General features: G+C 67.4%; 19 protein-coding genes. 7 read left to right on the top strand and 12 right to left on the bottom strand.

Translation table 11 applies throughout. The features are described 5' to 3' along the window. The coding region (locus HMPREF3114_RS21340; RefSeq protein ID WP_256337624.1) for a 5'-nucleotidase at positions 1–333 on the top strand (333 nt) is incomplete at its 5' end. A 124-nt stretch (positions 334–457) separates the two neighbouring features. Here the strand turns inward: HMPREF3114_RS21340 and HMPREF3114_RS03570 are convergent. The 12 genes from HMPREF3114_RS03570 to asnS all read right to left on the bottom strand — a co-directional run bounded on the left by HMPREF3114_RS03570 (position 458) and on the right by asnS (position 10,975). After that, positions 458–1,009, bottom strand: a complete 552-nt coding sequence (locus HMPREF3114_RS03570) for a DUF2939 domain-containing protein (RefSeq protein ID WP_070489086.1) — start codon at positions 1,007–1,009, stop codon at positions 458–460. Between the two features lie 42 nt (positions 1,010–1,051). After that, entirely contained in the window at positions 1,052–2,044 is a 993-nt protein-coding gene (locus tag HMPREF3114_RS03565; protein ID WP_053500719.1) for an aldo/keto reductase, read from the bottom strand. Further along, the gene (locus tag HMPREF3114_RS03560) at positions 2,044–2,730 is read right to left on the bottom strand and encodes a DUF2461 domain-containing protein (protein WP_070489082.1); all 687 of its coding nucleotides are present in this window, start codon (positions 2,728–2,730) and stop codon (positions 2,044–2,046) included. The genes HMPREF3114_RS03565 and HMPREF3114_RS03560 overlap by 1 nt, the downstream gene beginning before the upstream one ends. Further along, positions 2,727–4,166, bottom strand: a complete 1,440-nt coding sequence (gene sbcB, locus HMPREF3114_RS03555) for an exodeoxyribonuclease I (protein WP_005417410.1) — start codon at positions 4,164–4,166, stop codon at positions 2,727–2,729. The genes HMPREF3114_RS03560 and sbcB overlap by 4 nt, the downstream gene beginning before the upstream one ends. Beyond that, positions 4,166–5,533 (bottom strand): FAD-dependent oxidoreductase, encoded by a 1,368-nt coding sequence (locus tag HMPREF3114_RS03550; RefSeq protein WP_053500712.1) that lies wholly within the window; start codon positions 5,531–5,533, stop codon positions 4,166–4,168. Before HMPREF3114_RS03550 ends, sbcB begins: the two co-directional genes overlap by 1 nt. 31 nt (positions 5,534–5,564) lie before the next feature. Continuing rightward, on the bottom strand, positions 5,565–6,839 hold the full coding sequence (gene kynU / locus HMPREF3114_RS03545; protein WP_005417408.1) for a kynureninase: 1,275 nt from the start codon (positions 6,837–6,839) through the stop codon (positions 5,565–5,567). 169 nt (positions 6,840–7,008) lie between these two features. After that, positions 7,009–7,530 (bottom strand): 3-hydroxyanthranilate 3,4-dioxygenase, encoded by a 522-nt coding sequence (locus HMPREF3114_RS03540; protein WP_049439577.1) that lies wholly within the window; start codon positions 7,528–7,530, stop codon positions 7,009–7,011. 20 nt (positions 7,531–7,550) lie between these two features. Then, positions 7,551–8,213, bottom strand: coding sequence for a carbonate dehydratase (gene can / locus HMPREF3114_RS03535; protein ID WP_005417406.1), 663 nt, complete (start codon positions 8,211–8,213; stop codon positions 7,551–7,553). Positions 8,214–8,284: 71 nt separating this feature from the next. Continuing rightward, positions 8,285–8,923: an FMN-binding negative transcriptional regulator gene (locus HMPREF3114_RS03530; RefSeq protein ID WP_053500867.1), complete on the bottom strand. Its 639-nt coding sequence runs from the start codon at positions 8,921–8,923 to the stop codon at positions 8,285–8,287. Between the two features lie 7 nt (positions 8,924–8,930). Further along, positions 8,931–9,245, bottom strand: a complete 315-nt coding sequence (locus HMPREF3114_RS03525) for a hypothetical protein (RefSeq protein WP_005417404.1) — start codon at positions 9,243–9,245, stop codon at positions 8,931–8,933. A gap of 5 nt (positions 9,246–9,250) precedes the next feature. Continuing rightward, positions 9,251–9,550 carry a hypothetical protein gene (locus tag HMPREF3114_RS03520; RefSeq protein WP_005417403.1) on the bottom strand — a complete coding sequence of 100 codons (300 nt, stop codon included), beginning with the start codon at positions 9,548–9,550 and terminating at the stop codon, positions 9,251–9,253. Positions 9,551–9,580: 30 nt separating this feature from the next. Then, a complete protein-coding gene (gene asnS, locus HMPREF3114_RS03515; protein ID WP_005417402.1) occupies positions 9,581–10,975 on the bottom strand; it encodes an asparagine--tRNA ligase in 1,395 nt (464 codons plus the stop codon). Between the two features lie 128 nt (positions 10,976–11,103). Here asnS and HMPREF3114_RS03510 point away from each other — a divergent pair, with 128 nt between their 5' ends. The 6 genes from HMPREF3114_RS03510 to zipA all read left to right on the top strand — a co-directional run bounded on the left by HMPREF3114_RS03510 (position 11,104) and on the right by zipA (position 17,468). Further along, complete coding sequence (locus HMPREF3114_RS03510; protein ID WP_005417401.1) at positions 11,104–11,442, top strand: HesB/IscA family protein; 339 nt, start codon at positions 11,104–11,106, stop codon at positions 11,440–11,442. A gap of 242 nt (positions 11,443–11,684) precedes the next feature. Then, positions 11,685–12,122 carry a 30S ribosomal protein S6 gene (gene rpsF, locus HMPREF3114_RS03505; protein WP_006452997.1) on the top strand — a complete coding sequence of 146 codons (438 nt, stop codon included), beginning with the start codon at positions 11,685–11,687 and terminating at the stop codon, positions 12,120–12,122. A gap of 11 nt (positions 12,123–12,133) precedes the next feature. Further along, positions 12,134–12,364, top strand: coding sequence for a 30S ribosomal protein S18 (rpsR, locus tag HMPREF3114_RS03500; protein ID WP_002804494.1), 231 nt, complete (start codon positions 12,134–12,136; stop codon positions 12,362–12,364). A gap of 104 nt (positions 12,365–12,468) precedes the next feature. Continuing rightward, the gene (gene rplI, locus HMPREF3114_RS03495; RefSeq protein ID WP_043398478.1) at positions 12,469–12,918 is read left to right on the top strand and encodes a 50S ribosomal protein L9; all 450 of its coding nucleotides are present in this window, start codon (positions 12,469–12,471) and stop codon (positions 12,916–12,918) included. Between the two features lie 259 nt (positions 12,919–13,177). Further along, positions 13,178–16,681: a chromosome segregation protein SMC gene (smc, locus tag HMPREF3114_RS03490; RefSeq protein WP_070489079.1), complete on the top strand. Its 3,504-nt coding sequence runs from the start codon at positions 13,178–13,180 to the stop codon at positions 16,679–16,681. Positions 16,682–16,727: 46 nt separating this feature from the next. Further along, complete coding sequence (gene zipA / locus HMPREF3114_RS03485) at positions 16,728–17,468, top strand: cell division protein ZipA (protein ID WP_053500863.1); 741 nt, start codon at positions 16,728–16,730, stop codon at positions 17,466–17,468. The last annotated feature ends 38 nt before the right edge of the window (positions 17,469–17,506 follow it).

The following is a 17,506-nucleotide window of genomic DNA, read 5'->3' as shown; positions in this document are numbered from 1 at the left end:
CCCCGGGAGCCACTCAGTGGCGGCCCCTTCCGCGGCTTCCTGTCGGCCCTGCACACGCTGCAGGAAGTGTTCCCGGCTGGCGACAGCGCGCCGATCCGTACCGCACTGGTGACCGCGCGGTCGGCCCCGGCGCACGAGCGGGTGATCCGTACCCTGCGGGAATGGGGCGTGCGCCTGGACGAAGCGCTGTTCCTCGGCGGCCGGCACAAGGGACCGTTCCTGCAGGCCTTCGGTGCCGACATCTTCTTCGATGATTCGCAGCACAACATCGACAGCGCCCGCGAGCATGTAGCCGCCGGCCACGTACCGCACGGCGTCGCCAACGAAGGCTGAGCCCGGTAGCTGCCAACCCTGGTTGGCATCGCGGCGCAGCCGCGCCCACCAAGGTGGGCGTCTACCAGAGCGGGGTACAAGGCGGCAGCGCCGGGCCATGCCCGGCGAGCGCAGCGGCATGGGGCTAAGGGCTGCCCGACATCCCCAGCTGCAGGTCCACCACTTTCCAGCGCAGGCCCTGCGGCTCCAGCACCACCTTCATCGGTGGCTGGCCGGGGCCGCGATCCACATCGATCACGAAGCGGTCCAGCGCTTCGAAATGATGTTCGGCATTCTTCAACGGCCGCGCCGGTTCAGTTGCGCCGAAGGCGTCGCCACCCTGCAGTTCATTGCGGCCACGCTTCCACAGCACGTGGCCCTGCAGCATCGCGCCGATCCCGGTCGGGGTCACCATGGTTTCCACCGCGGCCCCCCCGAGCTGGTCGCCGAGGCCGTAGAGGAGGGCACCGAACGGGCTGGCCGCCACGTCTGGGCCAGCCTGGCGTACCAGGTAGTCATTGAGCTGCGCGCGCAGGCTGCTGCGCACGCGCGGGAAATCGACGTAGCGCTCCAGGCGCGCAGTGTCGCGCTGCTCGATGGCCTTGGACAGGCCATTGACGGTCAGGTACGGGCCGCCGAACCACCAGGCCGCAAAGGCCAGGACCAGCAGCACAAGCAGTGCGGTGAGCTTCTTCATGCCGGACAGACTGCCGCAACGGCGGCAGTGCCGGGTGAAGACTCACTGACTGGGCGAACCACGGCCATCACCGAAGGCATCGACCAGCCGTTGGCGTTCCGCCGGAGTCAGCGCCTCCAGCCGCGTCGCCAGCACTTCGTCCAGGCTGCGGGTGCGGGTGGTGCCGAGGATGCCGCTGGCAACGCCGGGATGGCCCAGCGCATAGGCGAAGGTGGTCTGGGCCGGGCGCTGGCTGTGGATCGTGGCCACCGCGCGCCGCATCTGGCGAGCACTGCGCATCAGCTGGCGGCTGCTGGGCTTCAGCCACGCGCGCGCCAGATACCAGCCATCGGCCAGCCGTGGCAGGCGCGCACGCGCGGGCAGCAGGTGTCCTTGCGCCAGCACGGTGCCGGCCAGCACGCCGATGCCCACTGCCTGCAGCCGATCGATAAGCGGTTCCCGGTCCTGCTGCAGGGCGTTGTAGTCCAGCAGTACCACATCGAAGGCGTCCGGATGGGCGATCATCCAGCGCAGGGTCGAGGCCGAGTGGGTGTTGATGCCGGTGTACCGGATCAACCCACGTTCGCGCAGGCGCTGCAGTGCCGCCAGCAGGTCGTCACTGATGTCGTGTTCGCTGGCGCCATGCAGCTGGTAGACATCAAGATGGTCCAGGCCGAGGTTGCGCAGCGACGCCTCGCAGCTGGCGGTGATGGCCGCGGGCGAGAAGTTGCGTTGCTCGGCGCCGCTGATGCCGGCCTGGCCGGTCAGCGTGCCGCCCTTGCTTGAGATCACCAGTGAATCGCGCGGGTACTGCTTCAGCAACGGGCGCAGGATGCGGCCCAGGCGCGGCTCGGCATGGAAGCCGGAATAGTTGTGACCGGTATCGAGCAGGTTCACCCCGTGGGCAAGCGCATGTTCGACCACGGCAGCCGCCTCATGCTCGGGGAAGCGGCGATGACCCCAGAAGCCGGAGCAGCCCAATCCGATCGGTGAAACGGCCAGGCCGGTGCGGCCGAGCACGCGCCGCTGGCGGGCCAGCGGAAGATTCTGCGACATCAGAATTCCAGGTCCAGCGCAGCGCACAGGTAGTCGACGAACGGGCCGAGCGCGGCCAGGTCCTTGCCCAGCGTGGACAGCAGGCGTGGGCCGGTCATCGTGGCGTCGTCCAGCGAGCGCCACATCACCCAGTTGCGGTGCTTGAGGTCGTCGATGAACTCGAAGTCGGCCGGGAAGCCACGAGGGGGGCGCACCAGCTTCTCGCTCTCCTCGAAATCGAAGCGCTTGCGCAGGGCCGGCGCGTGCGCGGCGGCCTTCCAGCTGCCCGGGTTGTCGAGGATGAAATGGCGCACGCGGCGCTGGGTTTCCGGTTCCGGATGCCACAGGCCGGCGCCGACGAAGCTCTCGCCGGGTTGCAGGTGCACATAGAAGGACGGCGCGGCCACCTCTCGGCGGCGCTCATGGAACAGGCGCGCACCCTGCCAGGTCTTGTACGGTGACTTGTCGTTGGAAAAGCGCGCGTCACGGTGGATGCGGAACAGCGAGCCACCGACGCCGCGGGTATCGGCGCGGAAGTGCTCGCTGACCTCGGCCAGTGCCGGCTGCAGGTCGCCCAGCAGGCGCAGGAACGGCTGCCGGACGTGGTCTTCATACTGCTGGCGGTGGTCGTTGAACCAGGTCTTGTCGTTGTGCCGCGCCAGGCTGCGCAGGAACCTGAAACTGGCGTCCGAGAAATAGGTGCTCACAGCGTCTCCTGCAGGTGCTGGCCCCAGTCGCGCAACGATTGCAGCAGGGCCTGGCGCCGCGCGTCGCCGGGCGCTTCGGCGGCCAGTGCATCAAGCTGTTGCTGGTACTGGGGCAGGTTGAGTTCGCCCAGGCCGCCGTCGCCGAGCAGGCGCTGGCGGCGGTAATCCTGCCAACGCTGGTGTTCAGCCGGCGCGAGGCTGCCGGGATGGTTGCGTGCGCGGTAGCGGAACAGCAACTCTGGCAGGCGCGGGTCGCGGAAGCGGCCTTCCAGCGCGGCCAGCTGCTCCGGCGCGGTGGTGCGTGCCAGCGCGAGCAGCGGCTTGTCGCCGTTGCCGAGGAATCCGTCGTACAGCGAGGCATCGACATCGGCCACGGTCGCGACGCGGGGCTGGTTGTAGACCTGGCGTGCCTTCTCGGCCAGCTGTGGAGCGAACGCGCGCAGCCGTTCCACCTTGGCCTCGATCGCGGCCACGTCCAGGCCGAGGCGCGCATGATCGTCGGCGCGCAGGTGGTTCCATGCGATCAGTGCCGGCACCTTGTTCAGGTGTACTTCCTTCAGCGGTACGCGTGTCACGCCTTCGGGCAGCTCGCTGGCCCGCATGTACAGGCGCTGTGCGATCACCTCGGCCGGCAGCTCCAGCAGGTCGTCGATCTCGCCTTCCAGGTCGAACACGATCACCCGGTTGTTGATGGTCGGGTGTACGGCCAAGGGCAGAACCGGTGCGGCGCAAAGGCGGCTGGCAGGGTAGCGCATGGAAATGTGCAGGACCGGCTTCATCGCGGCCACGTCCAGCAGGCCGCCGACGAAGCGCTTGTCGCGCAGCTTCAGTGCGTACTCCCACAGGCGCGGCTGCGACTGCTTGAACAGCCGAGCCATGCCGATGGTGGCGCGCACGTCTGACAGCGCTTCGTGCGCATCGCCTTCGCGCACGTTGTTGGCCTCGGCCAGGTGCTCGAGCTTGAACGAGGTGGCGCCGTCTTCGCGCAGCGGCCACCGGATGCCGTCCGGGCGCATCGCGCGCATCAGCCGCAGCATGTCCAGCAGGTCCCAGCGCGAATTGCCATTGCGCCACTCGCGCTCGTAGGGATCGTGGAAGTTGCGGAACAACCCGTAGCGGACGAACTCATCGTCGAAGCGCAGGGTGTTGTAGCCAAGTGCGCAGGTGCCGGGGCGCGACAGCTGCTCGTTGATCCGGTCGAAGGCTTCGGCCTCGCTGATGCCCTCGGCCAGGGCCTGCTGCGGGGTGATGCCGGTGACCAGGGTGGCCATCGGCGAGGGCAGCAGGTCGTCTGCCGGGCGCACGAAGAAGCTGACCGGCGTGTCGATCTCGTTGAGGTCGGCATCGGTGCGGATCGCGGCGAACTGCGAGATGCGCGTGCGCCGCGGGTCCTGGCCGAAGGTTTCCAGGTCGTAGAACAGGAAGCTGTCTGCCATCAGTGCGCGCCCTCCAGGACCGGCAACTGCGCGTGGACCTGCGCTTCCAGTGCGGCCCAGTCGATGTTGTCCAGTGAATCGTGACCGGCGGTGGCTGCAACCAGCAGGTCGCGCTGCAGTTCGGTGCGGCGCAGCGCCTCGGCGTAGGGCGTGTGCAGGAAGGTGACCATCGTGTAATGCGGCACGAAGCGGGTCGGCCAGCGCCGCTGCAGTTCCTGCTCCAGCTCGCGTTGCAGCAGGAATGCAGGGTCGGCCACGCGGTCGCGCATCTCCAGGTAGTTCTCAAGCGCCATCTGCTGGATGGCACGTGCATTCGGTTTGCGCTCGGCTTCGAACGCGGCGAACGCGCTTTCCAGGTCATCGGCCTCCATCAGCTGGCGGGCCAGTGCAACGCAGTCCTCGAATGCGCAGTTCATGCCCTGGCCGTGGAACGGCACCATCGCATGCGCGGCGTCACCGATCAGCACGGCGCGGCCCTGCTGATGCCAACGTTCCAGGGTGAGCGTGCCGAGCAGGCCCGGCGGGTGTTGTTCCCAGTCCTTGCGCAGGTTGGGAATCAGCGGCAGGGTGTCGGCGAACTCGCGCGCGAACAGCGCCTCGGCCTGCGCGCCGGTGTTGACCGTGGCAAAGCTGGGATCGCCCTGGTTGGGCAGGAACAGGGTGACCGTGAAAGTGCCTTCGTGGTTGGGCAACGCGATGCACATGTAGTGGCCGCGCGGCCAGATGTGCAGCGCATTGCGCTCGATGCGGAAGCCGCCGTCGGCGGCCGGCGGGATCTCCAGTTCCTTGTACGAATGGTCAAGGAAGGCGATGTCCTCGCCCAGCGGCGCACGACGGTTCATCGCCGCGCGCAGTGCCGAGCCCGCGCCGTCGGCACCGATCAGGGTGTCAAAGCGGATGTCGTGCGGGCTGTCGTCACGGTCATCGATGAAACGCGCGTAGCCCGCGTCGAAATCCACGGTGTGCAGGCGGCGATGGAAGTGCACGGTGGCACCGGCCTGTTCGGCCAGTTCCAGCAGCGTGGTGTTCAGATCGCTGCGATGGATCGACCAGATCACCTCGCTGTCGTCGCGGCCATAGCGCTGCAGCTGCGGTTCGCCGTCGCGTGGATGCACCATGCGCCCGCGCATCATCACCGCGCGCGCCATCACCTCGTCTTCCACGCCGGCCTGGCGCAGTGCATTGCGCCCGCGCTCGGCCAACGCCAGGTTGATCGAACGACCGCTCTCGTAGTCGGCAATGCGGGGATCGCCACGGCGTTCGTACAGGGTGATGCGCCAGCCTTGCCGTGACAGCAGGATGGCCAGCAGGGACCCGGCAAGGCCGGCACCGATAATGCTCAACGAGCGGGAGGCGTGTGCGATCAACGAACTGTCCAGCAGCAGGGGAGGGGTCGGCTTACAGGCCGGCCCAGGCTTCCACTTCCTCGACGAAATGGTGCACGTCCAGGTAGCGGTTGTAGAGCGGGGTGGGCGAGATGCGGATCACGTCAGGCTCGCGCCAGTCGCCGAGCACGCCGATGCCGCGCAGGTGCTCGAACAGTGCACGGCCACGCTCGCGGCCACCGATCACGCGCAGCGACAACTGGCAGCCGCGGCGCTGCGGATCGGCCGGGGTAATGATGTCCAGCACCTGCGGCAGGCGTGCGCGGACCAGTGCTTCGAGCAGGCCGGTCAGCGCCAGCGATTTGCTGCGCAGCGCCTCCATGCCGGCACGCTCGAACAGGTCCAGCGAGGCACGCAGTGGTGCCAGGCCGAGGATCGGCGGATTGCTCAACTGCCAGCCTTCGGCACCGATGGCGGGGGTGAACTGGGGCGCCATCTGGAAGCGGGTCGATTCCTCATGGCCCCACCAGCCGGCAAAGCGCGGCAAGGTGGTGTCGCGATGGTGGCGCTCGTGCACGAACGCGCCGGCCACCGCGCCCGGGCCGCTGTTGAGGTATTTGTAGTGGCACCACACGGCGAAATCGGGCGCCACCTCATGCAGGCGCAGCGGCAGGTTGCCAACCGAGTGCGCCAGGTCGAAGCCGATGCGTGCGCCCTGCAGGCGTGCGGCGCGGGTGATCGCATCGAGGTCGAAGGCCTGGCCGGTGCGGTACTGCACGCCGGGCCACAGCACCAGCGCCAGGCGCGGGCCGTGCTCGGCGATGGCGCGTTCGATCGCGGCCAGCGAAATCGTGCCGTTGGCTTCGTCCGGCTGCACTTCCACCAGACACTCGGCCGGGTCGAAACCATGGAAGCGGATCTGAGCTTCCACCGCGTGGCGGTCGGTCGGGAATGCGCCGGCTTCCATCAGGATCACCGGGCGCTGCGTGGTCGGCCGGTAGAAGCTGACCATCATCAGGTGCAGGTTCACGCTCAGCGTGTTCATCGCTACCACCTCGCTGGGCAGCGCGCCGACCACGCGGGCCAGCTGCGCGCTCACCAGGCGGTGGTAGGACAGCCACTGCGTCGGGCCGGTGAAGTGGCCTTCCACCGCCAGTTCGCCCCATTGTTTCATCACTTCCTGCACCGCTGCCTGCGCACCGCGCGGCTGCAGGCCCAGCGAGTTGCCGACGAAGTAGGTCTGCTCGCCGCCTCCATGGCGCGGAATCAGGAATTCGCCACGCAGCGGGCGCAGCGGATCGGCGGCGTCCAGGGCGATGGCGTGGGTGCGGCTGAGCAGGTCGGACATGGTCGGGCAACAGGCTGCAACGGGACCGCCAGTGTAGCGCCTGGGGCCGGCGTGATGCCGCGCGGCGCGCTCGCCGGGCATGGCCCGGCGCTACCTGGGGATCACGCGCATCGGTAGCGCCGGGCCATGCCCGGCGGAGGTAACAGCAATCGCCATGCCCACCGGCCTTTCAACCCGCCGCGGGCACCGGCAGCGGGTCCACGTGCCCGCACTGGCTGCAGGTACGCAGTTCCAGGCTGGCGTGGTAGCGCGCAAACACCTTGGGCAGGTCGGTTTCGATGTTCTGCAGCGGGAAATACTCTTCGTGCAGCTTGTGGTTGCAGCGCTCGCAGTGCCAGATCACGCCGTCCATCTCATGCGGCAGCCGCTTGCGCTCGACCACCAGGCCGATGCCCCCGGGCGGGCGCCGCGGCGAGTGCGGCACCTTCGCCGGCAACAGGAAGATCTCGCCGGCGCGGATCGGAATGTCGCGTACCGCGCCGTCCTCCTGCACCTTCAGCACCATCTCGCCTTCGAGCTGGTAGAACCACTCGGGGCCTTCGTCGTAGTGGTAGTCGGTACGCGAGTTCGGCCCGCCGACCACCATCACGATGAAATCGCCGTTGTCGATCATCTTGTTGCCCACCGGCGGCTTCAGCAGGTGGCGGTTCTCTTCGATCCAGGCGTGCAGGTTGATCGGTGGAGCGAGCATGGTGGTCATCCGTGTGGGGATCAGTCGCGACGGCCCTTGCGCGGCACGAAGGACAGCGCTTTTTCATACGCTGGCTGCAGCTCTTCCAGCGAACCGACGTCGATGCCCATTTCACGCACGCGTCCGTCTTTCAGGCTGTAGACCCAGCCGTGCACCATCAGCTTCTGGCCGCGGGCCCAGGCATCCAGCACGATGGTCGAGCGGCAGAGGTTGGCGACCTGCTCGATCACGTTCAGCTCGCACAGCCGGGCGTGCTTGAGTTCGTCGTCTTCGATGGCGTCGAGGATGCCCTGGTGCTTCTGCACCACGTCACCGACATGGCGCAGCCAGTTGTCGGCCAGGCCGACGCGGGTGTTGTGCAGGCAGGCATGCACGCCGCCGCAGCCGTAGTGGCCGACGATCAGGATGTGCTTGACCTTCAGCTGGTCCACCGCGTACTGCACCACGCTCAGGCAGTTAAGGTCGGTGTGGGCGACCACGTTGGCGACGTTGCGGTGCACGAACACTTCGCCCGGCGCCATGCCGATGATCTGGTTGGCCGGCACGCGCGAATCGGAGCAGCCGATCCACAGGTACTCGGGATGCTGCTGCTTGGCCAGCTGGTGGAAGAAGTCGGGGTCCTCCTTCTCGATGCGGTCGGCCCAGTCGCGGTTGTTCTGCAGCAGCTTGTGGATGTCTTTCATGTTCGGGTCCCTGGCGTCGGGTGGGGCGCACCGCAGCCATCCAGCTGCGACGTCGCGGGAATCGGGGGTGTTCAGCCGCTGCGGGCGGCCTGTTCGCGGTGCCAGCGCATCCACTGCGCCAACTCGGTGGAGGAAGGGGTGCCCAGCTGTTCCAGTTCGGCGATCACGGCGCGCTGGTTGGCGTCGGGATGGTTCTGGCTCAGCTTCAGCTTCAGCTGCACGTGTTCGACCTGGAAACGGAAGCCGACGATGGCACGCAGTTCCGGGCCATGTTCGGCACGCGTGGCATCGAACTGCCAGGCCTGGCCGACGCTGGCTTCGAAGTGGTCGCTGATCGTGCCGACCAGCCCGGCCAGCGCATCGGTGTCGTCGAAGGTGTGCAACTGGCCACGCAGCTCGGCGGCGGCGTAGTTCCAGGTCGGCACCCGCGCGGCAGGCTCCTTGTCCGGATACCAGCTGGCCGAGACGTAGCCGTGTGGTCCGTCGACCAGCACCTTGGCCGCACCGCCGTGGCGCGACTGCGGGTTGGCGCGGGCCCAGTGCCCGCGCAGCTCGATGCGCTCGCCCTCGCGCCGGTACAGCACCGGCATCCGGGTCAGCTCCGGCAGGCCATCGCTGCCGGGGGTGAGCACAGTGACGAATGGATCACGCGCCAGCAGGCGGTCCAGCCAGAGCAGGTCGGTCTCGGCGAAGGCGCGTGGAGTGAACATGCCTGGATCAGGCGCGCGCGCCCAGCGACTGGATCATGCGGCCGCGCAGGCCTTCGTCGTTGTCGGCCTGCGGCGGCTGCACTTCGTGCAGGCTGAAGCCGCGCACCAGCGCGTCTTCCTCGTCCAGACCGTCATACTCGACGAATTCGGCGTCGAACAGCTGCGAACGGGCGGTGTCTTCGCTGTCATAGCTCAGCGTATTGCCGTCGCTGTCGAGCACCTCAGCGGTGCCGGCCGGGCGAACGCGCAGGCGCGCCCAGATCAGGGTGTTGCCGAGGCTGGCCAGCCACCAGCTGTCGCGCGAGGCGGAAATGTCATTCATGGGGGTTACCAGAGCGAGGCCAGCCAGAGCAGGGCGGCCATGCCCAGTCCGGCCAGCAGGGTCAGCAGCGATACCCAGGCCGGCGTCGCCAGCCCGGACAGCGAGCGGTCCGGCTGCTGGCGATAGTCGCGGCGCAACAGCCAGGCCAGGGCATCGGGCTTGAGGAAGGCGCCGCTGCCGAAGCGCTCGGCGAGCGCCGGATGGCGGTCGCGGACGTGCACCAGGGTCAGCGGCCAGAAGATCACGAAGGCACTGAACCCGGCCACTGCAACGCCGACGAAACACAGGGCGAAGAACAGGGTCATGGGAGCCGTACCTCCGTGGACGTGTGGGCCTTAGAAGTCCGCACTGCCCGGGGCGCGCGGGTAGGGGATCGCATCGCGGATGTTGGACAGCCCGCAGACGTACACCACCAGGCGTTCGAAGCCCAGGCCGAAGCCGGCGTGAGGCACCGAGCCATAGCGGCGGAAGTCGCGGTACCAGCTGTAGTGCTCACGATCCAGGCCGAACTGGGCCATGCGCGCGTCCAGCACGTCGAGGCGCTCCTCACGCTGGCTGCCACCGATGATCTCGCCGATGCCCGGGGCCAGCACATCCATCGCGGCAACGGTCTTGCCGTCGTCGTTCAGGCGCATGTAGAAGGCCTTGATGTGCTCCGGATAGTTGGTCACCACCACCGGACGGCCGACATGCTCCTCGGTCAGCCAGCGCTCGTGCTCGGTCTGCAGGTCCAGGCCCCATTCCACCGGGAAGTCGAACTTCCTGCCGGACTTCTGCAGCAGGCTGACCGCATCGGTGTAGTCGATGCGCTCGAACGGTGCGTTGATGAAATCTTCCAGCTTGGTGATCGCGTTCTTGTCCACGCGCTCGGCGATGAAGGCCAGGTCGTCGCTGCGCTCGTTCAGCACGGCGCGGAACAGGTACTTCAGGAACTCTTCGGCCAGGCGTGCGTCTTCGGCCAGGTCGGCGAAGGCGATTTCCGGCTCGATCATCCAGAACTCCGCCAGATGGCGGGTGGTGTGGCTGTTCTCGGCGCGGAAGGTCGGGCCGAAGGTGTAGACCTTGCTCAGCGCCAGGCAGTACGCCTCGACGTTCAGCTGGCCGGACACGGTCAGGAACGTTTCCTTGCCGAAGAAGTCGCGGCTGAAGTCGATCGCGCCCTTCTCGTCACGTGGCAGGTTCACCATGTCCAGGGTGGACACGCGGAACATCTGGCCGGCGCCTTCGGCATCGGAGGTGGTGATGATCGGGGTGCTGATCCAGTTGAAGCCGTTCTCGTGGAAGAAGCGGTGCACGGCCTGGGCCAGGCAGTTGCGGATGCGGGTGACTGCGCCGAACAGGTTGGTGCGCGGGCGCAGGTGCGCCACTTCGCGCAGGAACTCCGGCGACATCGGCTTGGGCTGGATCGGGTAGGTGAGCGGGTCTTCGACCCAGCCGACCACGTCCAGTGCGCTGGCCTGGATCTCGAACGACTGGCCCTTGCCCTGCGACTTCACCAGGGTGCCGGTGCCGATGACCGAGCAGCCGCTGGTCAGGCGCTTGATCTCGTCGAAGTTGGCCAGGGTGTCGTTGGCCACGATCTGGATCGGGGCGAAGCAGGAGCCGTCGCTCACATTCACGAAGGCCAGATTCGCTGAACCGCGCACCGTGCGCACCCATCCGCGTACCGTGACTTCGCCGCCTTCCGGGATCTTCCCGGCAAGCGCATGTTCAACGCTGACCACCGTCATGACTTGAATCCTCTGCTGATCGACTCGATCTGTGAACACGGGAGTTTACCGGTTGCAGCGTTCTGCTTGCGAGGCATTTTTCGCGGCAACGGCTCCTTATAATGTTCCCGTACCTCTGGAGTAGCCCCATGGCCGTCAGCCTGACCCCCATTGCCTTCGAGCGCGTGCAGCGCTTTGTCGCCCAGACCCCCGGCGCGCTGGGCCTGCGTTTCGGCGTGACCAGGACCGGCTGCTCCGGTTGGGGCCACGTGACCGACCTGGCCCGAGACGAGCGCGAGGGCGATACCGTGTTCGACCAGGACGGCGTGAAGATCTATGTCGACGCCAAGAGCCTGGCGCTGGTGGACGGCACCGTGATCGACTTCGGCAAGCATGGGCTGAGCGAGACCTTCACGTTCAGCAACCCGAACGCCACCGCCGAGTGCGGCTGCGGCGAGAGCTTCACCACCGACGCCGACAAGGCCTGACGCGCGGCTTTGGCGCCCGCCGGACATGGCCCGGCGCTACCCGCCTGGTGGGTGCCGACCTTGATCGGCACCGGGGCAGGGCACCCCGGTTCAGAAGGTCGGGTGCCCCCGGTTGCCCGCCATCCCCATCTGCGCCATAATGCGCGGCTTCCTGCCTTCCTGGCGGGAATCCTTGCCCCACCGCGGTCTCAACGGCGGGGGGCTGTCCGGCCGAAAGGCCACATCCGAAAGGTAGAAAAAACATGAGTCGTCATTACGAAATCGTGTTCATGGTCCACCCGGACCAGAGCGAGCAGGTCCCGGCCATGATCGAGCGCTACAAGTCGCTGGTCGAGAACGGCAACGGCACCATCCACCGCCTGGAAGACTGGGGCCGCCGCCAGCTGGCGTACCCGATCCAGAACCTGGTGAAGGCCCACTACGTGCTGATGAACATCGAAGCCGACCAGGCCGTTCTGAACGAACTGACCGAGAGCTTCCGCTTCAACGACGCCGTGCTGCGCAACCTGGTCATCAAGCGTGACGAGGCTGACACCGAGCAGTCGCTGATCATGAAGAGCAAGGACGAGAAGGGTGACAAGCCGGAGCGCGGTGAGCGCCGTCGTCGTGACGACGAAGAAGGCGAGTCCACCACCACCGCTGACAACGAAGCCGGCGACGACGCCGCTTCCGCCGCCTAAGGAGCCTTCCCATGTCCAAGTTCTTCCGTCGCCGCAAGTTCTGCAAGTTCACGGCTGAAGGTGTGAAGGAGATCGACTACAAGGATCTCAACACCCTGCGCCAGTACCTGACCGAGAACGGCAAGATCGTGCCGAGCCGCGTCACCGGTACCAAGTCGAAGTACCAGCGCCAGCTGGCGACCGCCGTCAAGCGCGCTCGCTTCCTGGCCCTGATCCCGTACACCGACAACCACGACGTCTGATGCCGGCGGGGCGGCCCGGTGCCGCCCCCGCTGTGCCAGCTATTCGGACAGCCTTTGTTGCGGGGCATCGCCTCGCTAACGAATAACTCATCTGGAGCAATACCATGCAGCTGATCCTCCTGCAGAAAGTCACCAACCTCGGCAACCTGGGCGACCTGGTCGACGTGAAGCCGGGCTACGGCCGTAACTTCCTCGTGCCGCAGGGCAAGGCCGTGCCGGCCACCGAGAGCAACAAGGCCGAGTTCGAAGCCAAGCGCGCCGAATACGAAGCCAAGGCCCAGGCCATCCACGCCGAAGCTGACGCCCGCAAGGCCAAGCTGGACGGCGCGAGCGTGACCATCCCGGCCAACGCTTCGACCGAAGGCAAGCTGTACGGCTCGGTCGGCGCCCGTGAAATCGCCGATGCCTTCACCGCTGCCGGCCTGCCGGTCAGCAAGAGCGAAGTCATCCTGGGCGAAGGCGCCTTCCGCAACATCGGCGAGTACGACGTGCTGATCCACCTGCACGCCGACGTCGAGACCACCGTCAAGGTCGTCGTCGTCGCCGAAGCCTGATTCCACGCCGCAAGGCCTGGCATCACCGCAGAACGGGCGCCCGCAAGGGTGCCCGTTTTGTTTTATGGTTCCGTTTCGCCAGCTCGGGCCACGTGCGGCCGGCGGGGCAGGGCCGGGCAATGTTCCACGCCCATTCGTAGAACACGGCCACATCGGTATACTCAGGGCGTCACACCCGTTCCACGGGCATCGATCCCAACAGGATCAATGACTTGGAGGGTAAACGCAGGCCGCTTGCCGGCCCCAGTCCGGAACCCCTATGCGTCTTTCCACGATCAAGCTGTCCGGCTTCAAGTCGTTCGTCGATCCGACCACCCTGCACCTGCCGACCAACATGACCGGCGTGGTGGGTCCCAATGGCTGCGGCAAGTCGAACATCATCGACGCCGTGCGCTGGGTCATGGGCGAGAGCTCGGCCAGCCGCCTGCGCGGCGACTCGCTGACCGACGTGATCTTTTCCGGTTCCAATGCCCGCAAGCCGGTGTCGCAGGCCACGGTCGAGCTGATCTTCGACAACTCCGACCACACGATCTCCGGCGAGTACGCCGCGTTCAACGAAATCTCGGTCAAGCGCACGGTCAGCCGCGACGGTACCAGCAACTACTACCTCAACGGCACCAAGTGCCGCCGCCGCGACATCACCGACCTGTTCCTCGGCACCGGCCTGGGCCCGCGCAGCTACTCGATCATCGAGCAGGGCATGATCAGCCAGATCATCGAGGCGCGCCCGGAAGACCTGCGTGTGTACCTGGAAGAGGCAGCCGGCATCTCCAAGTACAAGGAGCGCCGCAAGGAGACCGAGACCCGCATCCGCCACACCCGCGAGAACCTGGACCGGCTGGGCGACCTGCGCGACGAGATCAGCAAGCAGCTGGAGCACCTCAAGCGCCAGGCCAAGCAGGCCGAGCAGTACCAGGCCCTGCAGGAAGAGCGCCGGGTCAAGGATGCCGAGTGGAAGGCGCTGGAATTCCGCGGCCTCGACGGGCGCCTGTCGAAGCTGCGCGAAGGCCTGTCGCAGGAAGAGACGAGGCTGCAGCAGCTGATCGCCGACCAGCGTGATGCCGAGGCGCGCATCGAGACCTCGCGCGCGCGGCGCGAAGAGGCCGCCGACGCGCTGAACACCGCGCAGGCTGCGGTCTACCAGGTCGGCAGTACGCTGGCGCGCCTGGAACAGCAGATCCAGCACCAGCGCGAGCTGTCGCAGCGCCTGCACAAGGCGCGCGATGAAACCCAGCAGGCGCTGGCTGAACTGGGCCAGCACATCAGCGGCGACGAGGCCAAACTGAGGGTGCTGCGCGAGGCGGTGGAGGCCGCCACTCCGAAGCTGGAAGCACTGCAGGAAGAAAACGAGATCAAGCAGGAAAGCCTGCGTGAGGCTGAAGAGCGGCTGGCCAGCTGGCAGCAGCGCTGGGAACAGCACACCTCGCAGAGTTCGGAAGCCTCGCGCGCCGGCGATGTCGAGCGCACGCGCGTGGACTACCTGGACAAGCAGATCCTCGACGCCGACCGGCGTCGCGAGGCCCTGGCCGCCGAACGCGCAGGCCTGGACGTGGACGCGCTGGAAGAAGCCTTCGAGCAGCTGCACCTGCAGCACGACACGCAGAAGGCCGCACTGGATGAATTGAGTGAAGACGTCGAGCTGCGCAAGCAGGGCGTGACGGCAGTGCAGGAACAGCAGCGCAATGGCCAGAACGAACTGGCTGAACTGCGCAAGCAGGCCAACGGCCTGCGCGGTCGCCTGGCCTCGCTGGAAACCCTGCAGCAGGCCGCGCTGGGCCAGGAGCAGGGTGCAGCCGTGGCCTGGCTGAAGGCGCGCGGGCTGGATTCGGCGGCGCGCGTCGGCGAACGCCTGGACGTGGATGCCGGCTGGGAGAACGCGGTGGAAAGTGCGCTCGGCCAGCTGATCGAAGGCGTGCTGGTCGATGACCCGGCCAGCCTGGTCGGCGCGCTGGGCGAACTTGGCGAAGGCCACATTGCGCTGGTCGCCGACGATGCTTCTGAACTGAAGGTGGCGCCGACCTCGCTGGCGGCACGCGTGCGCGGCCCGGCGGCGATCCGTCGGCTGCTGGCGCACCTGCATGGTGCGAAGGACCTGTCCGAGGCGAAGGCCCTGCAGGCCAGCCTGCCGGAAGGCGATTCGATCATCACCCAGGGCGGCGAGCGGCTGGGCCAGGGCTGGCTGCGCGTGTCGCGCTCCGGTGCCGCCGAGCAGGGTGCGCTGCTGCGCGAGCGTGAGATCAATGAACTGCGTGAGCAGATCGAGCAGCTGCAGGACCGCGAGGCCGAGCTGGAAGAGCAGCTGAGCGGTTTCCGTGAGCAGCTGCAGGCGGCCGAGCAGCAGCGCGAGGACGCGCAGCGCGCGCTCTACCAGGCCCACCGCGCGGTGTCCGAGCTGGCCGGCCAGCTGCAGGGCCAGCAGGGCAAGGTGGAAGCGGCACGCACCCGCATCGACCGCATCGAGGGCGAGCTGAAGCAGTTGCAGGAAACGCTGGAAGCCAACAACGAGCAGGCGCGGGAAGCGCGCTCGCGGCTGGAGAGTGCGGTCAGCAGCATGGGCGACCTGGAATCGACCCGGCAGCGGCTGGAGGGCGAACGTCGGCAGTTGACCGAGGCCCGCGACCTGGCCCGCGATGCCGCCCGCGCGGTACGCGAGCGCGCGCATTCGCTGGCCCTGACCCTGGAATCGCAGCGCGCGCAGCTGGCCTCGTTGAGCCAGGCGCTGGAACGCATGGGCACCCAGCGCGGGCAGCTGGACGCGCGGCTGGGCGAGCTGCACTCGCAGCTGGACGAAGGGGATTCGCCGGTCGAATCGCTGCAGGCCGAACACCAGAACGCGCTGGAAGAGCGCGTGCGGGCCGACCGTGTGTTGACCGAGGCGCGAACGCTGCTGGACGGCATCGACGCCGAGTTGCGCAACTACGAGCAGACCCGCCACCAGCGCGACGAGCAGGCGTTGGCCCAGCGCGAGCGCATTTCGCAGCGCAAGCTCGACCAGCAGGCCTTGGTGCTCAGCGCCGACACCCTGCAGGCGGCAGTGGAAAAGGCCGGCTTCGTGCTGCAGGACGTGCTCAATGCACTACCCGAGGACGCCCGCCTGGGCGACTGGGAGCAGGCCGTGCACCAGATCGACGCACGCATGCGCCGGCTGGAGCCGGTCAACCTGGCCGCCATCCACGAGTACGGCGAGGCTTCGCAGCGTTCGGACTACCTGGATTCGCAGCACGCCGACCTGACCACGGCGCTGGAAACACTTGAGGATGCCATCCGCAAGATCGATCGCGAGACCCGCGGGCGCTTCAAGGACACCTTCGACCGCGTCAACGCCGGCGTCCAGGCCCTGTATCCGCGCCTGTTCGGTGGCGGCCACGCCTACCTGGAACTGACCGGTGAAGACCTGCTCGACACGGGCGTGACCATCATGGCGCGCCCGCCGGGCAAGCGCGTGTCGAGCATCTCGCTGCTGTCCGGCGGCGAGAAAGCGATGACCGCGGTGGCGCTGGTGTTCGCCATCTTCCAGTTGAATCCCGCCCCGTTCTGCCTGCTGGACGAGGTGGACGCGCCGCTGGACGAAGCCAACGTCGGCCGCCTGGCCAACATGGTCAAGGAAATGAGCGAGAAGGTGCAGTTCCTGTTCGTCAGCCACAACAAGGCGACGATGGAGGCCGCGCACCAGCTGTCGGGCGTGACCATGCGTGAGCCGGGCGTCAGCCGCCTGGTCAGCGTGGACCTGGAAGAAGCCGCGCGATTGGCGGGCGCGGCCTGACGTGCCATCCTAGTTACCTGAATGAACTAGCCGGAGAACCTATCGAATGTCCGACACGGCACTGTTGCGCATCGGCATCCTGGCCGCCGGCCTGCTGTTGATCGCCGCGATCTTCCTGTTTGGCCGTCCGAAGAAAAAGCCCCAGGGGCGCCGCGTGGAAAACGCGGAACCGACCAGTGGCGAGCGCCGCGAACCGGTCCTGGGCGAGGACGGCGTCGTGGTGGCCGAGGGCCGCGTCGAACCGGGCATGGGCGGCGAAGGCGAGCAGGCCGAACTTGGCCTGGCCGACACCGATCCGGGCGCGGCCAACGACGTCGGCAAGCGCACCACCCAGGATTTCGACAAGATCGTCTCGCTGTTCGTGGCCGCCCGTGCCGGCGAGCAGCTGCGCGGCGAAGACATCGTGGTGGCGGCGGAGAAGACCGGCCTGGTATTCGGCCACATGAACGTGTTCCACCGCCTGGTGGAAGGCCACCCCGAGCGCGGCCCGATCTTCTCGATGGCCAGCATCATGAAGCCGGGCAGCTTCGACATGGCCAACATCCGTGCCATGGAAACCCCGGCCATCGCCTTCTTCCTGACCCTGCCGGCGCCGCTGACCGCGCTTGATGCCTGGGAGAAGATGCTGCCGACCGTGCAGCGCATGGCCGAGCTGCTCGATGGCGTGGTGCTGGATGACAGCCGCAATGCCCTGGGCCGCCAGCGCATCGCGCACATCCGCGACGAGCTGCGTGCCTACGACCGCCAGCACCAGGCACCGCCGCTGACCAAGACCCCGCGCTGGTGAGCGCCATGGCGTGCCGACCAACGGTCGGCACCCACCCC

Source organism: Stenotrophomonas sp. HMSC10F07, assembly GCF_001807895.1.
GTDB classification, from domain to species: Bacteria; Pseudomonadota; Gammaproteobacteria; order Xanthomonadales; family Xanthomonadaceae; genus Stenotrophomonas; species Stenotrophomonas sepilia.
The sequence above is the reverse complement of the archived record's forward strand: the minus strand, read 5'-3'. Positions and strand labels throughout refer to the sequence as shown.